The 16798-nt window shown below is 74.0% G+C and carries 15 protein-coding genes and 1 rRNA gene; 5 read left to right on the top strand and 11 right to left on the bottom strand.

Features of this window, described 5'->3' with window-relative positions:
- Positions 1 to 20 precede the first annotated feature (20 nt).
- Together AC3ET3_RS27040 and AC3ET3_RS27035 are read left to right on the top strand one after the other, a co-directional pair.
- Complete coding sequence (locus AC3ET3_RS27040; RefSeq protein ID WP_435613032.1) at positions 21 to 1403, top strand: FAD-binding oxidoreductase; 1383 nt, start codon at positions 21 to 23, stop codon at positions 1401 to 1403.
- Between the two features lie 114 nt (positions 1404 to 1517).
- A complete protein-coding gene (locus tag AC3ET3_RS27035) occupies positions 1518 to 3197 on the top strand; it encodes a PucR family transcriptional regulator (protein ID WP_432138574.1) in 1680 nt (559 codons plus the stop codon).
- 24 nt (positions 3198 to 3221) lie between these two features.
- Here AC3ET3_RS27035 and AC3ET3_RS27030 read toward each other — a convergent pair whose 3' ends face one another.
- The 5 genes from AC3ET3_RS27030 to AC3ET3_RS27010 all read right to left on the bottom strand — a co-directional run bounded on the left by AC3ET3_RS27030 (position 3222) and on the right by AC3ET3_RS27010 (position 8609).
- Positions 3222 to 4358, bottom strand: coding sequence for a glycosyltransferase family 4 protein (locus AC3ET3_RS27030; protein ID WP_432155639.1), 1137 nt, complete (start codon positions 4356 to 4358; stop codon positions 3222 to 3224).
- A gap of 342 nt (positions 4359 to 4700) precedes the next feature.
- Complete coding sequence (recN, locus tag AC3ET3_RS27025) at positions 4701 to 6419, bottom strand: DNA repair protein RecN (RefSeq protein WP_435613049.1); 1719 nt, start codon at positions 6417 to 6419, stop codon at positions 4701 to 4703.
- A gap of 90 nt (positions 6420 to 6509) precedes the next feature.
- Positions 6510 to 7415 carry an NAD kinase gene (locus tag AC3ET3_RS27020; RefSeq protein ID WP_432138576.1) on the bottom strand — a complete coding sequence of 302 codons (906 nt, stop codon included), beginning with the start codon at positions 7413 to 7415 and terminating at the stop codon, positions 6510 to 6512.
- Entirely contained in the window at positions 7412 to 8227 is an 816-nt protein-coding gene (locus tag AC3ET3_RS27015; protein ID WP_432138577.1) for a TlyA family RNA methyltransferase, read from the bottom strand. The genes AC3ET3_RS27020 and AC3ET3_RS27015 overlap by 4 nt, the downstream gene beginning before the upstream one ends.
- 7 nt (positions 8228 to 8234) lie before the next feature.
- Entirely contained in the window at positions 8235 to 8609 is a 375-nt protein-coding gene (locus AC3ET3_RS27010; protein WP_432138578.1) for a hypothetical protein, read from the bottom strand.
- Positions 8610 to 8651: 42 nt separating this feature from the next.
- On the opposite strand from AC3ET3_RS27010, the gene AC3ET3_RS27005 reads away from it, so the two are divergent.
- A complete protein-coding gene (locus AC3ET3_RS27005; protein ID WP_432138579.1) occupies positions 8652 to 8999 on the top strand; it encodes a sterol-binding protein in 348 nt (115 codons plus the stop codon).
- Here the strand turns inward: AC3ET3_RS27005 and AC3ET3_RS27000 are convergent.
- From AC3ET3_RS27000 to AC3ET3_RS26985, 4 genes are all read right to left on the bottom strand, one after another.
- Positions 8983 to 9861, bottom strand: a complete 879-nt coding sequence (locus tag AC3ET3_RS27000) for an ABC transporter ATP-binding protein (protein ID WP_432155638.1) — start codon at positions 9859 to 9861, stop codon at positions 8983 to 8985. The genes AC3ET3_RS27005 and AC3ET3_RS27000 overlap by 17 nt on opposite strands.
- On the bottom strand, positions 9858 to 10877 hold the full coding sequence (locus AC3ET3_RS26995; protein WP_432138588.1) for a FecCD family ABC transporter permease: 1020 nt from the start codon (positions 10875 to 10877) through the stop codon (positions 9858 to 9860). Before AC3ET3_RS26995 ends, AC3ET3_RS27000 begins: the two co-directional genes overlap by 4 nt.
- Positions 10878 to 11101: 224 nt before the next feature.
- Positions 11102 to 12145 carry a FecCD family ABC transporter permease gene (locus AC3ET3_RS26990; protein WP_435613031.1) on the bottom strand — a complete coding sequence of 348 codons (1044 nt, stop codon included), beginning with the start codon at positions 12143 to 12145 and terminating at the stop codon, positions 11102 to 11104.
- Positions 12146 to 12244: 99 nt separating this feature from the next.
- Positions 12245 to 13273, bottom strand: coding sequence for an HAD-IIA family hydrolase (locus tag AC3ET3_RS26985; RefSeq protein ID WP_432138582.1), 1029 nt, complete (start codon positions 13271 to 13273; stop codon positions 12245 to 12247).
- Positions 13274 to 13345: 72 nt separating this feature from the next.
- On the opposite strand from AC3ET3_RS26985, the gene AC3ET3_RS26980 reads away from it, so the two are divergent.
- Positions 13346 to 14629 (top strand): DUF1015 domain-containing protein, encoded by a 1284-nt coding sequence (locus AC3ET3_RS26980; RefSeq protein ID WP_432155636.1) that lies wholly within the window; start codon positions 13346 to 13348, stop codon positions 14627 to 14629.
- A gap of 61 nt (positions 14630 to 14690) precedes the next feature.
- On the opposite strand, the gene AC3ET3_RS26975 is transcribed toward AC3ET3_RS26980, so the two are convergent.
- Positions 14691 to 15365 carry a tetratricopeptide repeat protein gene (locus AC3ET3_RS26975; protein ID WP_432138589.1) on the bottom strand — a complete coding sequence of 225 codons (675 nt, stop codon included), beginning with the start codon at positions 15363 to 15365 and terminating at the stop codon, positions 14691 to 14693.
- A 339-nt stretch (positions 15366 to 15704) separates the two neighbouring features.
- Between AC3ET3_RS26975 and AC3ET3_RS26970 the strand changes: the two genes are divergently transcribed.
- Positions 15705 to 16571 carry a hypothetical protein gene (locus AC3ET3_RS26970; protein WP_488191840.1) on the top strand — a complete coding sequence of 289 codons (867 nt, stop codon included), beginning with the start codon at positions 15705 to 15707 and terminating at the stop codon, positions 16569 to 16571.
- Between the two features lie 119 nt (positions 16572 to 16690).
- Here the strand turns inward: AC3ET3_RS26970 and rrf are convergent.
- A 5S ribosomal RNA gene (gene rrf / locus AC3ET3_RS26965) occupies positions 16691 to 16798 on the bottom strand; the annotation flags it as partial.

The raw sequence follows: 16798 nt of genomic DNA, 5'->3' as shown, positions 1-16798 counted from the left end.
TTCTCGGAAGGGGGGCGGCCATGGCTTCCCCAACCAAGGCGGGCGCGGCGCTCTCGGCACTGCGCGAGGATCTGGCCGGCGAGGCGATCACCCCGGGGGACCCCGGCTACGACGAGGCCCGCACCGTCCACAACGGCATGATCGACCGGCGACCGGCGGTGATCGCCCAGTGCGCGAACGAGACCGATGTCGTCCGGACCGTGCGGTTCGCCCGTGACCAGGAGCTGCCGATCGCGGTGCGCGGCGGCGGGCACAGCGTGGCGGGCATGGCGCTCAACGACGGCGGTGTGGTGGTCGACCTGCGCCGCATGCATCAGGTGACGGTCCGTCCGCAGGACCGGGCGGTCCGCGTCCAGGGCGGCGCCTTGATGAGCCATCTGGACCGGGCCACCGAACCGTACGGACTCGCCGCGGTGGGCGGCCGGGTCTCCACCACCGGTGTCGGCGGCTTCGTCCTGGGCGGCGGCACGGGCTGGCTGGACCGGCTGTACGGGCTCGCCTCCGACAGCCTGCTCGACGTGGAGCTGGTCACCGCCGACGGCTCCCGGGTCCACGCGAGCGCCGAGGAGAACCCGGAGCTGTTCTGGGCCCTGCACGGCGGGGGCGGCAACTTCGGCGTCGCCACCGCCCTCACCCTCAGGGCGCACGAACTGCCCGCGTTCGCCGTCGCGCTGCTGCTCTACCTCCCCGCGTACGGCCCCGAGGTGCTGCGCATCTTCCGGCAGATCATGGAGTCCGGACCGGACGAGGCGAGCGGCGGCGTGCTGTACATGACCGGCCCGCCCGAGGAGTTCGTCCCGGAGCACCTGGTCGGCAAGCTGGTCTGCGCGGCGCTGGTGACGTACGCGGGCAGCGAGGCGGGCCTGCGCGGGCTGGCCGATCCGCTGCTGGCGCTGCCGCACGAGGCGGAGATCGCCGGGGCGATGCCGTACGCCGACTTCCAGTGCATGCTGGACGATCCGCCCGGTCTGCGGAACTACTGGTCGGCGGAGTACCTGTCCGGCGCCCCGGACGACTTCCTGGACGCCTTCGGCGCCCTGGCGGACACCCTGCCCGTGCCGACCGGCACCCAGCACGTGCTGTTCCCGCAGGGCGGCGCGATCGCCGCCGGGCCGCACGAATTCCCGATGCCGTACCGGGACGCGCCCTGGGCGGTGCACCCGTTCTCGACGTGGGAGGACCCGGCCGACGACGAGCGCTGCCTGCGGTGGGTGCGGGACGTGCGGGCGGGCGTGCGGCCGTGGAGCACCGGCGCGGTCTACCTCAACTTCATCGGGGACGAGGGCGCCGACCGGGTGGTGGCCGGCATCGGCGCCGAGAACACCCGCCGGCTGGCCGAGGTGAAGCGGCGCTACGACCCGGACAACGTCTTCCGCTTCAACCACAACATCAAGCCGGCCTGAGACGGCCGACGCGGTGCCGGGCGACGGGCGCCGGCGACCGTCCGGCGTCCTGCCGCTCGTCCCCGGCACGCGCGCGGATGCCGCCGGAACGCCCGCGCGGGTACCGTCCGCTGCATGGACAGCCGCACGGACCACCGATTCGACAGCCAGGGCGCCGGGATCACCGTCCGACGTGCCCTGGAGCTGCCCGGCCTGCGCAGCGGCCTGCCCGAGATCCTCGCGGGCGAGGAGCGGCTGGACCGGACCGTGCGCTGGGTGCACGCGGGCGAGGTCCCCCACATCGCGTCCCTGCTCAAGGGCGGCGAACTGCTGCTGACCACGGGTTACGGTCTGGGTACCCGCCCCGCCGAGCAGCGGGCGTTCGTGCGCACCCTGGCCGAGCGGGGCATCGCCGCCCTGGTGATCGAACTGGGGCCGCGCTTCACCCGGCTGCCGTCGGCCCTGGTGGACACAGCCCGCTCCACCGGGCTGCCGCTGGTCCAGCTGCACCGCGAGGTGCCGTTCGTGACGGTGACCGAGGAGATCCACACCGAGATCGTCAACGGCCACTACGCGCTGCTGCAGCGCGCGGAGGAGGTGCACCGGCGGTGCACCGAGGCCCTGCTGGGCGGCGGCGGAATCCCCCAGGTGCTGGGCATCCTGGCCGACTTCGGCGGCAATCCGGTGTTCCTGGAGACCACCGACGGCCGGCTCCTGTACGCCGCCGGGGCCGGGCCCGAGGGCGCGGATCCGCTGCAGGTGTGGGAGGGGATGCGCGGACCGCACAAGGACGCGCCACCGCCGGCGGGCTCGGTGCTGGTGGACGTGCCCGGCGGGGGCCCGGGCCCGGGCTCGGTGCGCGCCCGCCTGGTCCTGCTCCCCGTGCGCGCCCCGCTCGCCCCGGTGCACCGCATCGCGGCCGAACGCGCGGCCGGGATCCTCGCCGTGGTCCTCATGCACGCCCGTCAGGAGGAGGAGCTGGCGGCGCGCGGCCGGGGCGACTTCCTCACCGACCTGGCCGAGGGCCGGATCGCCGCCGGGGACGCCCCGGCGCAGGCCCGGGTGCTCGGCTTCAAGCCGGGCGACAGCCCGATCCTGCCGGTGGTGATGCGCCTCGGCGACGTCCTCCCGCCCGCCGGGGGCACCTCCCGCGGCAGTGAGTCCGAACGCGGGGGAGGCTGGGCGGTGCTGGCCCGGGCGGTCGCGGAGGAGCTGACCTCGGTGGGCCTGCCGGTGCTGTTCGGGGTGCGCCCGGTGGAGGGCCGCGTCCCCCTGCTGCTGGGACTGCGCTCGGGGTCGGAGCGCCCGGCGGTCGCGGACCGGGCCGCCGCGGCGCTGCGGGCCGGGGTCGAACGGGCCGGGATGCAGCGGCCGGGCGCAGCGCCGCCGGTGGTGGTCGTCGGGGTCGCGGGCGGCTGGGCGGCTGCCTCCGCGGGACTGCGCCACGCGGCGGAGACGGCGACCGCGGCCCTGGGCCTGCCGGACCGCCCCTGGTACGACGCCCGTCGGCTCGACATCGACCTGCTGCTGTGGCGACTGCGCGACCACCCCGACCTGGCCGCCTTCGTGGACCGCGCGATCGGCCCGGTCCGCGACCACGACCGCCGCTCGAAGCCGCCCCTGCTGCCCACGCTGGAGACCTATCTCGCACACGCCGGCCGCAAGGCGGAGACGGCCCGCGAACTCCATCTCAACCGCCAGACGCTCTACAACCGCCTGGCCCGCATCGGCGAGTTGCTGGGCACCGACCTGGACGACCCGCAGACGGTCCTGGCCCTGAGCCTGGCGCTGAGGGCACGGCGGCACGTGCCGTAGCGACGCGGCCCGCCCCGCGTCCGCTCATCCCCAGGGGCGTGGCTGGGTCAGTTCGTCGTAGACGCTGAGCACCTGGGCCACGGTCTCGTCCTCCGTCGGCCAGGTGGCCGCCTGCCGCGCTCCCAGCTCACCCAGCGCCGCGCGGCGAACGGGGTTCCCGAGCAGCCGCACGACCGCGTCGGCGAGAGCACCGGGGTCGTCGCGCGGCACCAGTTCGGCGGCGTCCCCGACGAGTTCGCGCACGCACCCTGTCAGGGCTGCCACCAGCGGTACGCGCGCGTGCAACGCCTCCTGCGCCAGCACCGGCCGGGCCTCCCCGGCCCCGGGCAGCAGCGCGAGATCGGCGGCGGCGACCAGCTCGCCGACGTCGTCGCGCGGCCCGAGCAGCCGGACCGGCAGTTCCTCGTCCTCGATACGGCGTTGCAGCGCGGGCCGCAGCGGCCCCTCCCCCGCGATGACGAGCAGCGGCGCGGGGTCCAGCCGACACCACCGGTGCGCGGCGTCCAGCAGTACGTCGTACCCCCGGTGGCGGTCCAGGGAGCCGACAGACATCAGCAACGGCCTTTCGACCGCGCCCAGTTCGGCCCGCACCTTGGAGCGCGTCCGGCCGGGGTCGCCGGGCGGCCCGGCCGGGCGCGGTCCGGGCAGCGACACGGCCGCGAGCCGGGCGTCCCGCGCGCCCGTGCGCCGCGCCCGGTCGACCAGGTCGGAGGACGTGCCGAGCACCACCGACGCCGTGCGGGCCACCCGCCGTTCCAGCAGGCGCAGCAGGTGGGCGCGCGCGCCGTCGGCGTACGCCCGGTTGTGCCAGGTGACGACCAGGGGGGTGCGCCTGCCGCTGAGCGCCAGGACGGCCCGGAAGGAGGCGTGCAGGCCGTGCGCGTGCACCAGGTCGGCGTCCGCGCAGGCCGCCCGCAGGGCCGCGACCGAACCCGGGTCGCTGCTGCGCGGCACGGCGACGTGGTCGGCGCCGGCGCCCGTGAAGTCGTAGGCGTGTTCCGCATCGTGAGGGGCGCACACCGTCACCCGCACGCCCCGCGCGGCGAGCCCGGCGGTCAGCGAGCGCACATGGGCGCTGCTGCCGGCGTTTCCGCCGCCCAGCACCTGTACGGTGCGCAGCGGCGACCGGCCGTGCGGGGCGGGGCTGCTCACGTGGCTCACGCGGCCGGGGCTCCTGGTTCAGGCGTGGGACGGTCACGAGGAAACGTACCGAAGAACCGGGCGGCGCAGCGGGCCGCGCGGTGTTCCTCCGCGTACACGTACTCCCTGCGTCAAGGATGCCAGCACGCACGGGTGTTCCGGGACGCCGGACGCCCACAGGCCCGCCGGACCGGGCCCCAGGGTCACCCACACGAGTGACGGTGTGCGGTTACGTACGAACGGACGCCGGCCCGCGTGGCCCGGCAGCCCGCGTGGCCCGGCAGCCCGCGTGGCCCGGCCGCCGCCGGGGCTGGTCTTCGGCGGCGGCATCATCCCCGAGGCGGACCCCGGCCGGCTGCCGTCTCAGCCGTCGCCGCGCGCCGACGCCAGCAGTTCCTCCGCGTGGGCCCGCGCGGTCTCGGAGTCCTCCTGCCCGGCGAGCATCCGGGACAGCTCCCGGACCCGCTCCTCCCCCTCCAGGGCCTTCACCCCGGACCGGGTGACCGACCCGTCGTCGGTCTTCTCCACCAGCAGCTGCCGGTCGGCGAAGGCGGCCACCTGCGGAAGGTGGGTGACGACTACGACCTGCGCGCTCTTGGCGAGCCGGGCCAGGCGGCGCCCGATCTCGACCGCGGCCTTGCCGCCGACCCCGGCGTCCACCTCGTCGAACAGGTACGTCGGCACCGGGTCCGTGCCCGCGAATACGACCTCCACGGCCAGCATCACGCGCGAGAGCTCACCGCCGGAGGCGCCCTTGGCGATCGGCCGGGGCGGCGCCCCCGGGTGCGGGGCCAGCAGCAGTTCGACTTCGTCGGCACCCGACGGCCCGTACGCCACCGCGCGCCCGCCGACCTCCACGCCCTCGGGGTCCTCCGTCTGCCGGATCGCGAAGGACACGCGCGCGTGCGGCATCGCCAGTGAGGCCAGTTCGGCGGTCACGGCGGCCGCGAACCGCTCGGCCGCCTCGGTGCGCGCGTCGGTCAACGCCTGCGCGAGTCCGCCCAGTTCGGCACGGAGCGCGTCCCGTTCGACGGTCAGCTCGTCGAGCCGCTCGTCGTCGGAGTCCAGTTCGGTCAGGCGCGCGGCGCTCCGCTCGGCCCACGCGAGCACGGCGGTGACGTCCTCACCGTACTTGCGGGTCAGCCCGGTCAGCGCCGCCCGCCGCTCCTCGACGGCCGCCAGCCGCAGCGGATCGGCGTCCAGATCGTCGGCGTAGCCCGCCAGCTCACCGGCCACGTCGCCGAGGAGGATGCCGATCTCGCCGATCCGGTCGGCGAGCGCGGCCAGCGCCGGGTCGTGCGACCGTACGGCCTCCAGGGCCCGCTGGGCACCCGCGACGAGCGTGGCCGCGTCGATGCCCTCGGGATCCTCGGGGTTGCCCGCCAGCGCGGCGTGCGCTGCCGACGCCGCTGACGACAGCGCCTCCGCGTGCCCGAGCCGCTCGGCCTCCTCGGCCAGTTCCCCGTCCTCACCGGCCCGCGGCTCGACGGCGGCGATCTCGTCGAGGCCGAAGCGCAGCATGTCGGCCTCCTGCGCCCGCTCACGCGCGCGCGTGGTGATCTCCTCCAGCTCGGCGGAGACGGCCCGCAGCCGCCGGTAGGCCTCGGTGTACTTGGCGAGCGGCACAGCGACCGCGTCTCCCGCATACCGGTCCAGCGCCTGCCGCTGCCGGTTCAGCTTCAGCAGTCCCTGCTGGTCGGTCTGCCCGTGCACGGCCACCAGCTCGTCGGCCAGCTCGGCGAGCACGCCCACCGGCACCGACCGGCCGCCGACATGCGCCCGCGACCGCCCCTCGGCGGAAACGGTACGGCTGATCAGCAGCGCCCCGTCGTCGAGGTCGGCCCCGGCCTCCTCGGCCCGGACCACGGCCGACGAGTCCGCGGGCACACTGATCCGGCCCTCGACGACCGCCTTCCCGGCCCCGATCCGCACCAGCGCGGGGTCGGCGCGCCCGCCCAGCAGCAACCCCAGGCTGGTGACCACCATGGTCTTGCCCGCACCCGTCTCACCGGTGACGGCGGTGAACCCGGGTGACAACTCGACGACGGCGTCGTCGATGACTCCGAGGGACCGTATCCGCATCTCTTCCAGCACGGGGAAGACCTTACGAGGTCCGGTCGGCGAAGTGCGAGGTGCCCTTGTCACCCGGGCGAGTGGCCCACCCGCGAGCCGCTAGTGCGGGGCGCCTCGCCACCCGGACACGGGCAGGGCGAACTTCGCGACCAGCCGGTCCGTGAACGACGCGTGGTGCAGCCGGGCGAGCCGCACCGGCACCGCCCCCCGCCGGACCTCCACCCGGGCCCCGGGCGGCAGGTCGAACGTCCGCCGTCCGTCGCACCACAGCACCCCCGGCGGGATGTGCGGCAGCAGTTCCACCGCCAGCACCGAGTCCGGCGAGGTCACGAGCGGCTTGGCGAACAGCGCGTGCGCGCTGATCGGCACCATCAGCAGCGCCTCCACCTCGGGCCACACCACCGGCCCGCCGGCGGAGAACGCGTACGCCGTGGACCCGGTGGGCGTCGACAGCACGATGCCGTCGCACCCGAAGCCGGTCACCGGCCGCCCGTCGATCTCCAGCACCACTTCGAGCAGCTTCTCGGCGCCGGCCTTCTGCACGGCCGCCTCGTTGAGCGCCCAGTCGGTGTGCACGATGTCCCCGTTGCGGTGCACGACGACGTCGACCGTCATCCGCTCCTCGACCTCGTAGGCCCGGGACACCACCCGGTCCACGACCTTGTCGAGGTCGTCCCGCTCGGCCTCCGCGAGGAACCCGACGCGCCCCAGGTTGACGCCGAGCATCGGCACCCCGGACGCCCGCGCGAACTCCGCGCCCCGCAGCAGTGTCCCGTCGCCGCCGAGGACGATCAGCAGCTCGCACCCGTCGAGGCACTGCGGGGTGGCCTCCTTGACCAGCTGCACCTCGTCCGGCAGCGGCAGGTCGGCGGCCTCGTACTCCAGGACGCGCACGCCGATCCCGGACCGCAGCAGCCCCTTCACCACCAGCTCGGCGCTGCGGATGGCCGCAGGCCGGCCGGTGTGGGCGAGCAGGAAAACTGTACGACCTCGGTTCTGTGTCAACGCGGCCCCTCCGCCACTGCACGGTCAACGTCGGCCGGGTCCGGTTCCGGTGCCCCGGCCCGCAGCCACAGAAAGTACTCGACGTTCCCGGACGGCCCGGGCAGCGGACTGGCGGTGACCCCCTTCACCCCGAGCCCCAGCTCCCACGCCTTCGCGGCCACGCCCCGCACGGCCTCGGCCCGCAGCTCGGGGCTGCGTACCACGCCCCCGCTGCCCAGCCGCTCCTTGCCCACCTCGAACTGCGGCTTGACCATCATCACCAGGTCGGCGTCCGGCCTGGTGCACCGCGCCAGGGCCGGCAGCACCAGCCCGAGCGGGATGAAGGACAAGTCGCCCACGACAAGATCCACAGGTTTCCCATCGATCGCCTCAAGCGTCAACTCGCGTACGTTCGTACGGTCCTTGACGGTGACGCGTTCATCGCTGCGCAGGGACCAGGCGAGTTGTCCGTATCCGACGTCGACGGCGACGACGTGCGCGGCTCCCGCCCGCAGCAGCACATCGGTGAACCCGCCGGTGGACGCCCCGGCGTCCAGCGCCCGCCGCCCTTCGACGACGAGCCCCCGCGGCACGAACGCCTGCAGCGCGCCGGCGAGCTTGTGCCCGCCGCGCGAGACGTACTCGGGATCGCTGTCGTCGGCCGCCACGACGATCGCCGCCGCGGTCTCCACCTGGGTGGCCGACTTGGTCGCGACGGTCTTGCCGACGGTGACCCGCCCGGCGGCGATCAGCTGGCCGGCATGCTCCCGCGAGCGCGCGAGCTTCCGGCGCACCAGCTCCGCGTCCAGACGACGACGTGCGACTCCTGCCACGTTCGGTTCAGCTCCTGCTCTGGTATGACGGCGAGGACGCCGCCGGGAAAGAGGTCGGGGGCGCCGGAGGTCCCGGGCGGGCGTCGAGCGCGGTGAGCGCGTCGCGCAGCCCCCGGTGCACATCCTCGTACACCTCGACGTGCCCGTCGGTGGCGAGGTGGTCGGCGTCGGCCAGCCGCGCCAGCCGGGCGTCGACCTCGGCATTGCCGGTGGGGGTACGGGGGACGTCCAGCGGGGCCGGGGCCGCGGGGTCGGCCACCGGCTCCTGCGCCTCGGACTCCGACGCCTCGAACTCCGACGCCTCGGACTCCTGCGCCTCGGACTCCGACGCCTCGGGCTGCGGCACCTCGGGCGGGTCCGTCTCCACAACCGTGTCGCTCATGCCCAGACGCTACCTCGAACCGCTGCGGTACCGTCGCTCACGATGGCGACGATCGAGGAGTGCCGTACCGCACTCGCACAGCTTTCGGACCAGATGGCCCGCGCCGAGGGCGACCTCGGCGCCGCCGCCGCCCTGGAACGCTCGGTGAGCTGTCACCTCACCGACCTGGACGTCACCTTCGTCGGCAGGATGACGGGCGGCCGGATCAGGGTGGACGACACCGTTTCGGGCACCCCGCGCGAGAAGGCGCAGATCCGGCTGGCCATGACCGGCGACGACCTCGTGGCCCTGGTCGACGGCGAACTGCACTTCGCCAGGGCGTGGGGCTCGGGCCGGGTCAGGCTGCACGCGGGCCTGCGCGATCTGTTCGTCCTCAGGAAGCTCCTGTAGCGCCCGCCGTGACGGCCGCGCGCGCCCTGCGGGCCGCGGGCACCACCAGCGGGGTCCCCGTCTCGGGGTCGTCGATCACCTGGCAGCGCAGGGTGAAGACCTCCTCGACCAGCTCCGCCGTGACGATGTCGCTCGGCGCGCCCTGCGCGATCACCTCGCCACCCTTCAGCGCGATGAGATGGGTGGCGTACCGGGCGGCGTGGTTCAGGTCGTGCAGGACGGCCACCAGCGTCCGCCCCTGCTCCTCGTGCAGGTCGGCGCAGAGGTCGAGGACGTCGATCTGGTGCTGGATGTCCAGGTAGGTCGTCGGCTCGTCGAGCAGCAGCAACGGTGTCTGCTGGGCCAGCGCCATGGCGATCCACACGCGCTGGCGCTGACCGCCGGAGAGCTCGTCGACGTAGCGGTCGGCCAGCTCGGCCACGCCGGTCCGCGCCATCGAATCCCGCACGACCTGCTCGTCCTCGGCCGACCACTGCCGCAGGACGCCCTGGTGCGGGTAGCGGCCGCGGCCGACGAGGTCGGCGACGGTGATGCCGTCCGGCGCGACGGACGACTGCGGCAGCAGACCCAGCGTCCGCGCCACCTTCTTCGCCGGCATCGACTGAATGGCCTGCCCGTCCAGCAGGACCCGGCCCTCGGACGGCTTCAGCATCCGCGACAGCGCCCGCAGCAGCGTCGACTTGCCGCACGCGTTCGGACCGACGATCACGGTGAAGGAGCGGTCCGGGATCTCCACCGAAAGGTGCTCGGCGATGACCCTGCGGTCGTAGGCGAGGGTGACGTCGTCTGCGCAGAGGCGGTTCACGGTGCTCCTTGGGGTGTTCTGGCTCCTCGGGGCGTCCCGGTGCGCGGGGGACCTCATATGCGGCCCGCCCTGCGCTCGGTGACCAGCAGCCACAGCAGGTAGACGCCGCCGAGGACGCCGGTGACCACGCCGACGGGCAGTTGTCCGTCGCCGAAGAGCCGCTGCGCCGCCCAGTCGGCGGTGACCAGCAGCGCCGCGCCCATGCACAGGGCGGGCACCAGGTTGGGACCCGGCGAGCGGGTCAGGCGCCGGGCGAGCTGCGGCGCCGTGAGGGCCACGAAGCTGACGGGGCCGGCGGCCGCGGTCGCGGTCGCGGTGAGCAGGACGGCGCAGACCATCAGCAGCATCCGTACCCGCTCCACCCGCACGCCCAGCGCGTACGAGACGTCGTCGCCCATCTCCATCATCCGCAGCCCGCGCGCGTTGCCGAGGACGAGCGGGACGAGGACGCAGAACAGGGCGAGCAGCGGCCAGACCTGCTTCCAGTCCCGGCCGTCGAGGGTCCCGGTCATCCACACCACCGCGCGGGCCGCGTCGACCAGGTCGGCCTTGGTGATCAGGTAGCCGTTGACGGCGGTCGCGATCGCCATGACACCGACACCGACCAGGACCAGCCGGTAGCCGTGCACGCCCTGCTTCCAGGCGAGCAGGTAGAGGGCGGCGCCGGTGACCAGGCCACCCACGAGCGCCCCCGCGGTCACCGCTTCAGCGTCCCCGGAGAACAGCACGATGACGACCAGCGCGCCGGCCGTCGCACCCTGGCCGAGCCCCAGCACGTCCGGGCTGCCCAGCGGATTGCGCGACACGGCCTGGAACAGCGCCCCGCCGAGCCCCAGCGACGCACCGACCAGCAGGCCGACCAGAACGCGCGGCAGCCGCAGCTCGGTGACGATGAACTCCTGGCCCTGCGTCCCCTCCCCGAACAGCGTCCTGAGCACGTCACCGGCCGGGATCGGGTAGTCGCCGGTGCCGATCAGCACCACGCTCGCGGCGAGCGCGGCCCCCAGCAGCAGCACGACGACGGCCAGCGCCCGCACGTCGAGCCGGACGGACAGCCCGCCGGGGGTGCGCAGCGCGCGCGGGGCGCGGGGCGCGGCATCGGTCCCGGTTGAAGCGGTGCTCCTGCCCGTGGTCTCGGTCTCCGTCTCGGTCTCCGTCTCCGTCTCCGTCACGGTCTCCGTCGCGGTCTCGGTTTCCGTCTCGGCCTCCGTCTCCGTCGCGGTGTCGGTTCGGGTCGTAGTGTCGGTTGCGGTCTCGGTCTTGGGCCCGGTCTTGGGCCCGGGCTCGGGCTTCGTCCTCACAGCTGGGCCGTCCTTCGCCGTCGTACGAGGAAGATGAAGACCGGGCCGCCGATGATCGCGGTGATGATGCCCACCTGCACCTCCGACGGGCGGGCCACCACCCGGCCGATGACATCGGCGCCCAGCAGCAGCACCGGCGACAGCACGGCGGCGTACGGCATGATCCAGCGCAGGTCGGGGCCGGTGAAGGAGCGCACGATGTGCGGCACCATCAGCCCGACGAACGCGATCGGCCCGCAGGCGGCGGTCGCCGCCCCGCACAGCAAGGTGGCGGCGAGCATGGACAGCGCCCTGGTCCGGTTCAGGTCGGCGCCGAGCGACCGGGCGGTGTCGTCGCCCATCTCCATGGCGTTCAGCGGGCGCGCGAGCACCAGCGCGAGGACGGTACCGGCCACGAGGAAGGGCAGCACCTGCCAGATCGTCTCGTCGGTCGCCGACGACAGCGAACCCACCGTCCAGAAGCGCATCCTCGCGAGCGCCGCGTCATCCATGATCATCACGGCCTGGAGATAGCCGTAGAGCGCGGCGCTGATCGCGGTACCGGCCAGCGCCAGCCGCACCGGTGTGGCGCCCCGGCTCCCGCCGAGGAACCACACCAGCCCGCCCACGGCGGCGGCACCGAGGAAGGCGAACCACACGTAGCCGTTCAGACTGGTGACGCCGAAGAAGGTGATGGCGGTGACGACGGCGGCCGACGCGCCGGCGTTGATACCGAGCAGCCCCGGGTCGGCCAGCGGATTGCGGGTGAGCGCCTGCAGCACGGCCCCGGCAAGCCCCAGCGCGGCTCCGGCCAACAGCCCGAGCACGGTCCGCGACAGCCGCTCCCCCACGACGACATCGCCGTAGGTCCCCGAGTCCGCGAACACCCCGTGCCACACCTGGGCGACCGACAGCTCCTTGGCCCCGACGGCGACACTCGCCACCGCGACCGCCACGAGAAGCCCCAGCGACGCCAGCAGTCCGGCAACCCGCACCGCCTGCCGCCCCGGCGGCCCGGAAGCCGGCTCCACACCCCGTTCGAGAACACTGTCGACCAACACGCAGTTAGGTTAGCCTACCCTGCCAAGTGCCCGGCCCTGGGTGGCGGCAACCCGGCAGCCGCACAGCGCACCCGGCTCCCGGTCCCGCCGGTACCCCGCTCACACCCCCAACCGCGCCAACGCCTTGTCTCCCTCCAGCGCGCACACTCCGTCACCGGCCGCGGACCACGCCGCCGCACACAGCGCGCGCAGGCCGTCCACCACCTCCCCCTCTCCCGCCAGCTCCAACCGCTCCCCGCCAGCCGTGGCGGTCCACCCCCCGCACGCGAACCCGCCGCCGACACCCGTCACTTCGGGCTGCCCACCGAGCAGCCCCCGCAGATCCAGGTCCACATACGTCGGCCGATGCCGCGGCGGCGCGGCCAGCAACCGCGCCCCGTCGGTCACCCCGGTCAGTACCAGCAGCGAGTCGACGCCCCCGTTGAACGCGCCCTCGATGTCCGTGTCCAGCCGGTCCCCCACCACCAGCGGCCGCTCGGCCCCCGTACGCAGGATCGTCTCCCGGTGCATCGGAGGCAACGGCTTGCCCGCCACCTGGGGCTCCGCCCCGGTCGCGATCCGCACCACCTCCACCGCGGCCCCGTTCCCCGGCGCGATCCCCCGCCCGCTGGGAATCGTCAGGTCCGTGTTGGAGGCGAACCAGGGCACCCCGCGCGCCACCGCGTACGCGGCCTCCGCGAACCGCCCCCACGGCAGCTCGGGCCCGCCGTACCCCTGGACGACGGCCGCCGGATCGTCGTCCGCCGACTCGACCGGCACCAGCCCCCGCTCCCGCAGCGCGACCCGCAGCCCCTCCCCGCCGACCACCAGCACCCGCGCTCCCGCCGGCACCTGTTCGGCGATCAGCCGCGCGACTGCCTGCGCCGAGGTGATGACGTCATCGGCCCCGGTCGCTATCCCCAGCTCCGTCAGGTGCTCCGCCACGGCGTCGGGCGTGCGCAGCGCGTTGTTGGTGACGTACGCCAGCCGCATCCCGCCCTCCCGGGCGACGGCCAGCGACTCGACGGCGTGCACGATGGCGCTCCCGCCCGCGTACACCACGCCGTCCAGATCGAGCAGCGCCGTGTCGTACGCCTCGCTCAGGGCCTGCTCGCAGCCCGCGGGCCTCGTCCTCACGGCCTGGCTCATTGCACATCGCTCCTCGTTCGCTCGCTTTCCCCCGATCATCGCGCATACCACTGACACACGTACGATGCCCTGATGAACACTGCGGGTCACTCGGAAGCAACGTCGCCCCGAGGTATGGAACTCATCCCGTTCCGAGGTCTGCGCTACAACCCCGACCGGGTCGGCAGCCTCGCCGCCGTCACCTCCCCGCCGTACGACGTCGTCGTCCGCCCCGACGGTCTGCACCGCCTCCAGGACGCGGACCCCCACAACATCGTCCGCCTCATCCTGCCCCAGGCCGGCTCGCCCAGCGCCGGCCGGGAACAGGCCGCCGACACCCTGCGCCGCTGGCTCAGCGAGGGTGTGCTGACCAGCGACCCCGAGCCCGCCCTCTACGTCTACGAGCAGCGGGACACCGACGGCCTGCTGCAGCGGGGCCTCATCGGCACGCTCCGCGTCTCCGACCCCGCCGAGGGCGTCGTCCTCCCCCATGAGGACGTGATGCCCCACATCGTCGCCGACCGCGCCGCCCTCATGCGGGCCACCCGCGCCAACCTGGAACCGCTGCTGCTGACCTACCGCGGCAACGGCACCGCCGCCGACGTCGTCGACCGCACCGCCCGCCACACGCCCCTCCTGTCCACCACCACCGCCGACGGCTACTGCCACCGCCTCTGGTCGATCACCGACCCGCGGGACCTGGCCGCCGTCCAGGCGGACCTCGCCCACCACCAGGCCCTGATCGCCGACGGCCACCACCGCTGGGCGACCTACCGCCGGCTGCGCGCCGAGCACCCCTCCCCCAGCCCCTGGGACCACGGCCTGGTCCTGCTGGTCGACACCGCCCGCTACCCACTGAGGGTCCGCGCCATCCACCGCCTCCTGCACGGCCTCCCGGTCGCCGACGCCCTGGCCGCCGTCGCGGACCGGTTCCGCGTCCGCCGGCTCGGCGTCTCGCTGCCGGAGGCCCTGGCGGCCCTGGCGGACGCGTCCCGCGAGGGCAACGCCTTCCTCCTCGCCGGCGACGGCGCCTTCCACCTCGTCGACCGCCCCGACCCGGCCCTCCTGGCGCGCACCGTCCCCGCCGACCGCCCGGCCGCCTGGCGCACCCTGGACGCCACGGTCCTGCACGCCACGCTCCTCCCCCACATCTGGCGCATCCCCGAGAACGACCCCAGCCGCATCGCCTACATCCACGACACGGCGGCCACGGTCGCCAAGGCGGAACACGACGGCGGCACCGCCGTCCTGATGCATCCCGTCCGCGAGGAGGTCGTCCGCGACCTGGCACGCCAGGGTGTCACCATGCCGCGCAAGTCGACTTCCTTCGGCCCGAAACCGGCGTCGGGCCTGGTCCTGCGCACGATGGACCTCTAGAACGCAGGAAGGGGCGGAACCCCCTGAGGGAGGTCCCGCCCCTGGCGTCGGATCCGGACGATCAGTCCTCGTCCGTCACATCGCCCTTCTCGTCCTTCTCGTCCTTCTCCCGTCCCTGTTCCTCGCCCTGCTCCTCGGTCGTGGCGCCACCGACGCCCTCGCTGTCGTCGAGGGCGTCGACGAACTCCACGCCGTCGAGCTCGGCCAGCCGGTCCGAGGCGTCCGTGCTGCCGTCCCGGTCCGCCTCCACGGCCTTGGCGAACCACTCCCGCGCCTCGCCACTGCGTCCGGCGGCCAGCAGCGCGTCGGCGTACGCGTACCGCAGCCGTGCCGTCCACGGCTGCACGGCGCTGGAGGCCAGCTCCGAGCTCTGCAGCGTCACGATCGCCGCGTCCAGCTGCCCCATGTCGCGCCGAGCACCGGCCGCCACGAGCCGCATCTCGACCTGCCCTGCCTTGTCGAGCTTGTTGACCTCGGGGGCACCGGCCATGTCCAGCGCCTTCTCGGGCCGCCCGAGTCCGCGCTCGCAGTCGGCCATCACCGGCCACAGCTCCGCACTGCCCGTCATCCGCCGCGCGGCCCGGAACTCCGCGAGCGCCTCCGCGTACTTCTGGCTGGCGTACGCCGCGAACCCGGCCGCCTCCCGCACGGCGGCGACCCGCGAGGCAAGCCGCAGCGCCACCCTGGAGTAGCCGTAGGCGCCCTCGGGGTCCTCGTCGATGAGGCGGGCGACCATCACCAGATTCTTGGCGACGTCCTCGGCCAGCGTCTTGGGCAGGCTCTGCAGCTCCTGCCTTACGTCCTTGTCGATCTCGTCGCCGGTGACGTCCTCGGGGATGGGAAGCCGCTTGATCGGCTCGCGATCCCGGTCACGGTCTCGATCCCGGTCGTCACGGAACCGTCCACCACCCCGCCGGTCCTCCCCGGGACGCCCACGGAAGCCACCCGGCCGACCGCCACGGTCATCCCGCCGGTATCCGCCCCCGCCGCGCTCGTCCCGCCCGCGGAACCCACCGCGCTCACCGTCCCGGCGGTCACCTCGGCGATCGTCACGCCGGTCATCGCGGCGCTCGTCATGCCGGAACGACGGGCGGTCGCCACGGTCGTCACGCCGGTCGTCACGCCGGAACGACGGGCGGTCGCCGCCACGGTCGTCACGCCGCTCGTCACGCCGGAACGAGGGACGCTCGCCACGGTCATCACGCCGGTACGAAGGCCGGTCGCCACGGTCGTCACGCCGGTACGAAGGCCGGTCGCCACGCTCACCACGGTCGTCGCGCCGGAACGGGGGACGGTCGTCACGCCGCTCGTCACGCCGGAAAGAGGGACGCTCGCCACGGTCGTCACGCCGGTACGAAGGCCGGTCTCCGCGCTCACCACGGTCGCCGCGTTCCTCGCGGCGGAACGAGGGACGGTCGCCTCGATCACCGCGGTCATCACGGCGGAACGAAGGACGGTCGTCGCGCCGCCCGTGCCCCGCTCGGTCACCGTCCCGCCGGTCATCGCGCCGGAAGCCTCCACGGTCGTTGCCCCGCCTGTCGTCACGGCGGTCGTCACGACGCTCATCACGCCTGTCGTCACGGCGGAACGCAGGACGGTCCCCTCGGTCGTCACGGCGGAAGCCTCGCTCCGAGCCCCGTTCACGGTCGTCCTGCCGACGGAATCCACCCCGGTCCCCGTCACGCCGGTCGTCACGGCGGAACCCACCGCGGTCGCGGTCGCGGTCGCCGTCGCGCCTGCCGTATCCGCCCCGGTCGCTGTCGCGTCGGTCGTCCCGACGATCGTCGCGCCGGTCGTCACGGCGGTCGTCTCGACGGAAGCCGCCACGGTCGTTGTCGCGGCGGAAGCCGCCGCGGTCCCCGCGGTCGCCGCGGTCCCCACTGTCCCGTCGCCGCTGGTCGCGCTCCGGCCGGTCGCCGGGAGAGTTGGTGGACATGGGTGACTCCTGTCTTCGGTACCGCAAGTATTCTCGCGCAGCCGACTAGCCGGCGCGCTTCGGAAAAACAAAAAAGGACCCCTGGTCCCAGCTGAACGCTGGTGACCAGGGGTCCTCCAAAGATTGTTCGGCGGCGTCCTACTCTCCCACAGGGTCCCCCCTGCAGTACCATCGGCGCTGTGAGGCTTAGCTTCCGGGTTCGGAATGTAACCGGGCGTTTCCCTCACGCTATG

Source organism: Streptomyces sp. bgisy159 (genome assembly GCF_057707805.1).
The sequence above is the reverse complement of the archived record's forward strand: the minus strand, read 5'-3'. Positions and strand labels throughout refer to the sequence as shown.

Bases quoted from the DNA above. Each gene is read 5' to 3' on its own strand.
- AC3ET3_RS26975 (WP_432138589.1), bottom strand. From the start codon at position 15,365: ATGGTCGCCCGCCTCATCGACGAGGACCCCGAGGGCGCCTACGGCTAC.
- AC3ET3_RS27010 (WP_432138578.1), bottom strand. From the start codon at position 8,609: ATGAGCGACACGGTTGTGGAGACGGACCCGCCCGAGGTGCCGCAGCCC.
- AC3ET3_RS27035 (WP_432138574.1), top strand. From the start codon at position 1,518: ATGGACAGCCGCACGGACCACCGATTCGACAGCCAGGGCGCCGGGATC.
- AC3ET3_RS27040 (WP_435613032.1), top strand. From the start codon at position 21: ATGGCTTCCCCAACCAAGGCGGGCGCGGCGCTCTCGGCACTGCGCGAG.
- AC3ET3_RS26980 (WP_432155636.1), top strand. From the start codon at position 13,346: ATGAACACTGCGGGTCACTCGGAAGCAACGTCGCCCCGAGGTATGGAA.
- AC3ET3_RS27000 (WP_432155638.1), bottom strand. From the start codon at position 9,861: ATGAGGTCCCCCGCGCACCGGGACGCCCCGAGGAGCCAGAACACCCCA.
- AC3ET3_RS26970 (WP_488191840.1), top strand. From the start codon at position 15,705: ATGCCGGAACGACGGGCGGTCGCCACGGTCGTCACGCCGGTCGTCACG.
- recN (WP_435613049.1), bottom strand. From the start codon at position 6,419: ATGCGGATACGGTCCCTCGGAGTCATCGACGACGCCGTCGTCGAGTTG.
- AC3ET3_RS27005 (WP_432138579.1), top strand. From the start codon at position 8,652: ATGGCGACGATCGAGGAGTGCCGTACCGCACTCGCACAGCTTTCGGAC.
- AC3ET3_RS26985 (WP_432138582.1), bottom strand. From the start codon at position 13,273: ATGAGCCAGGCCGTGAGGACGAGGCCCGCGGGCTGCGAGCAGGCCCTG.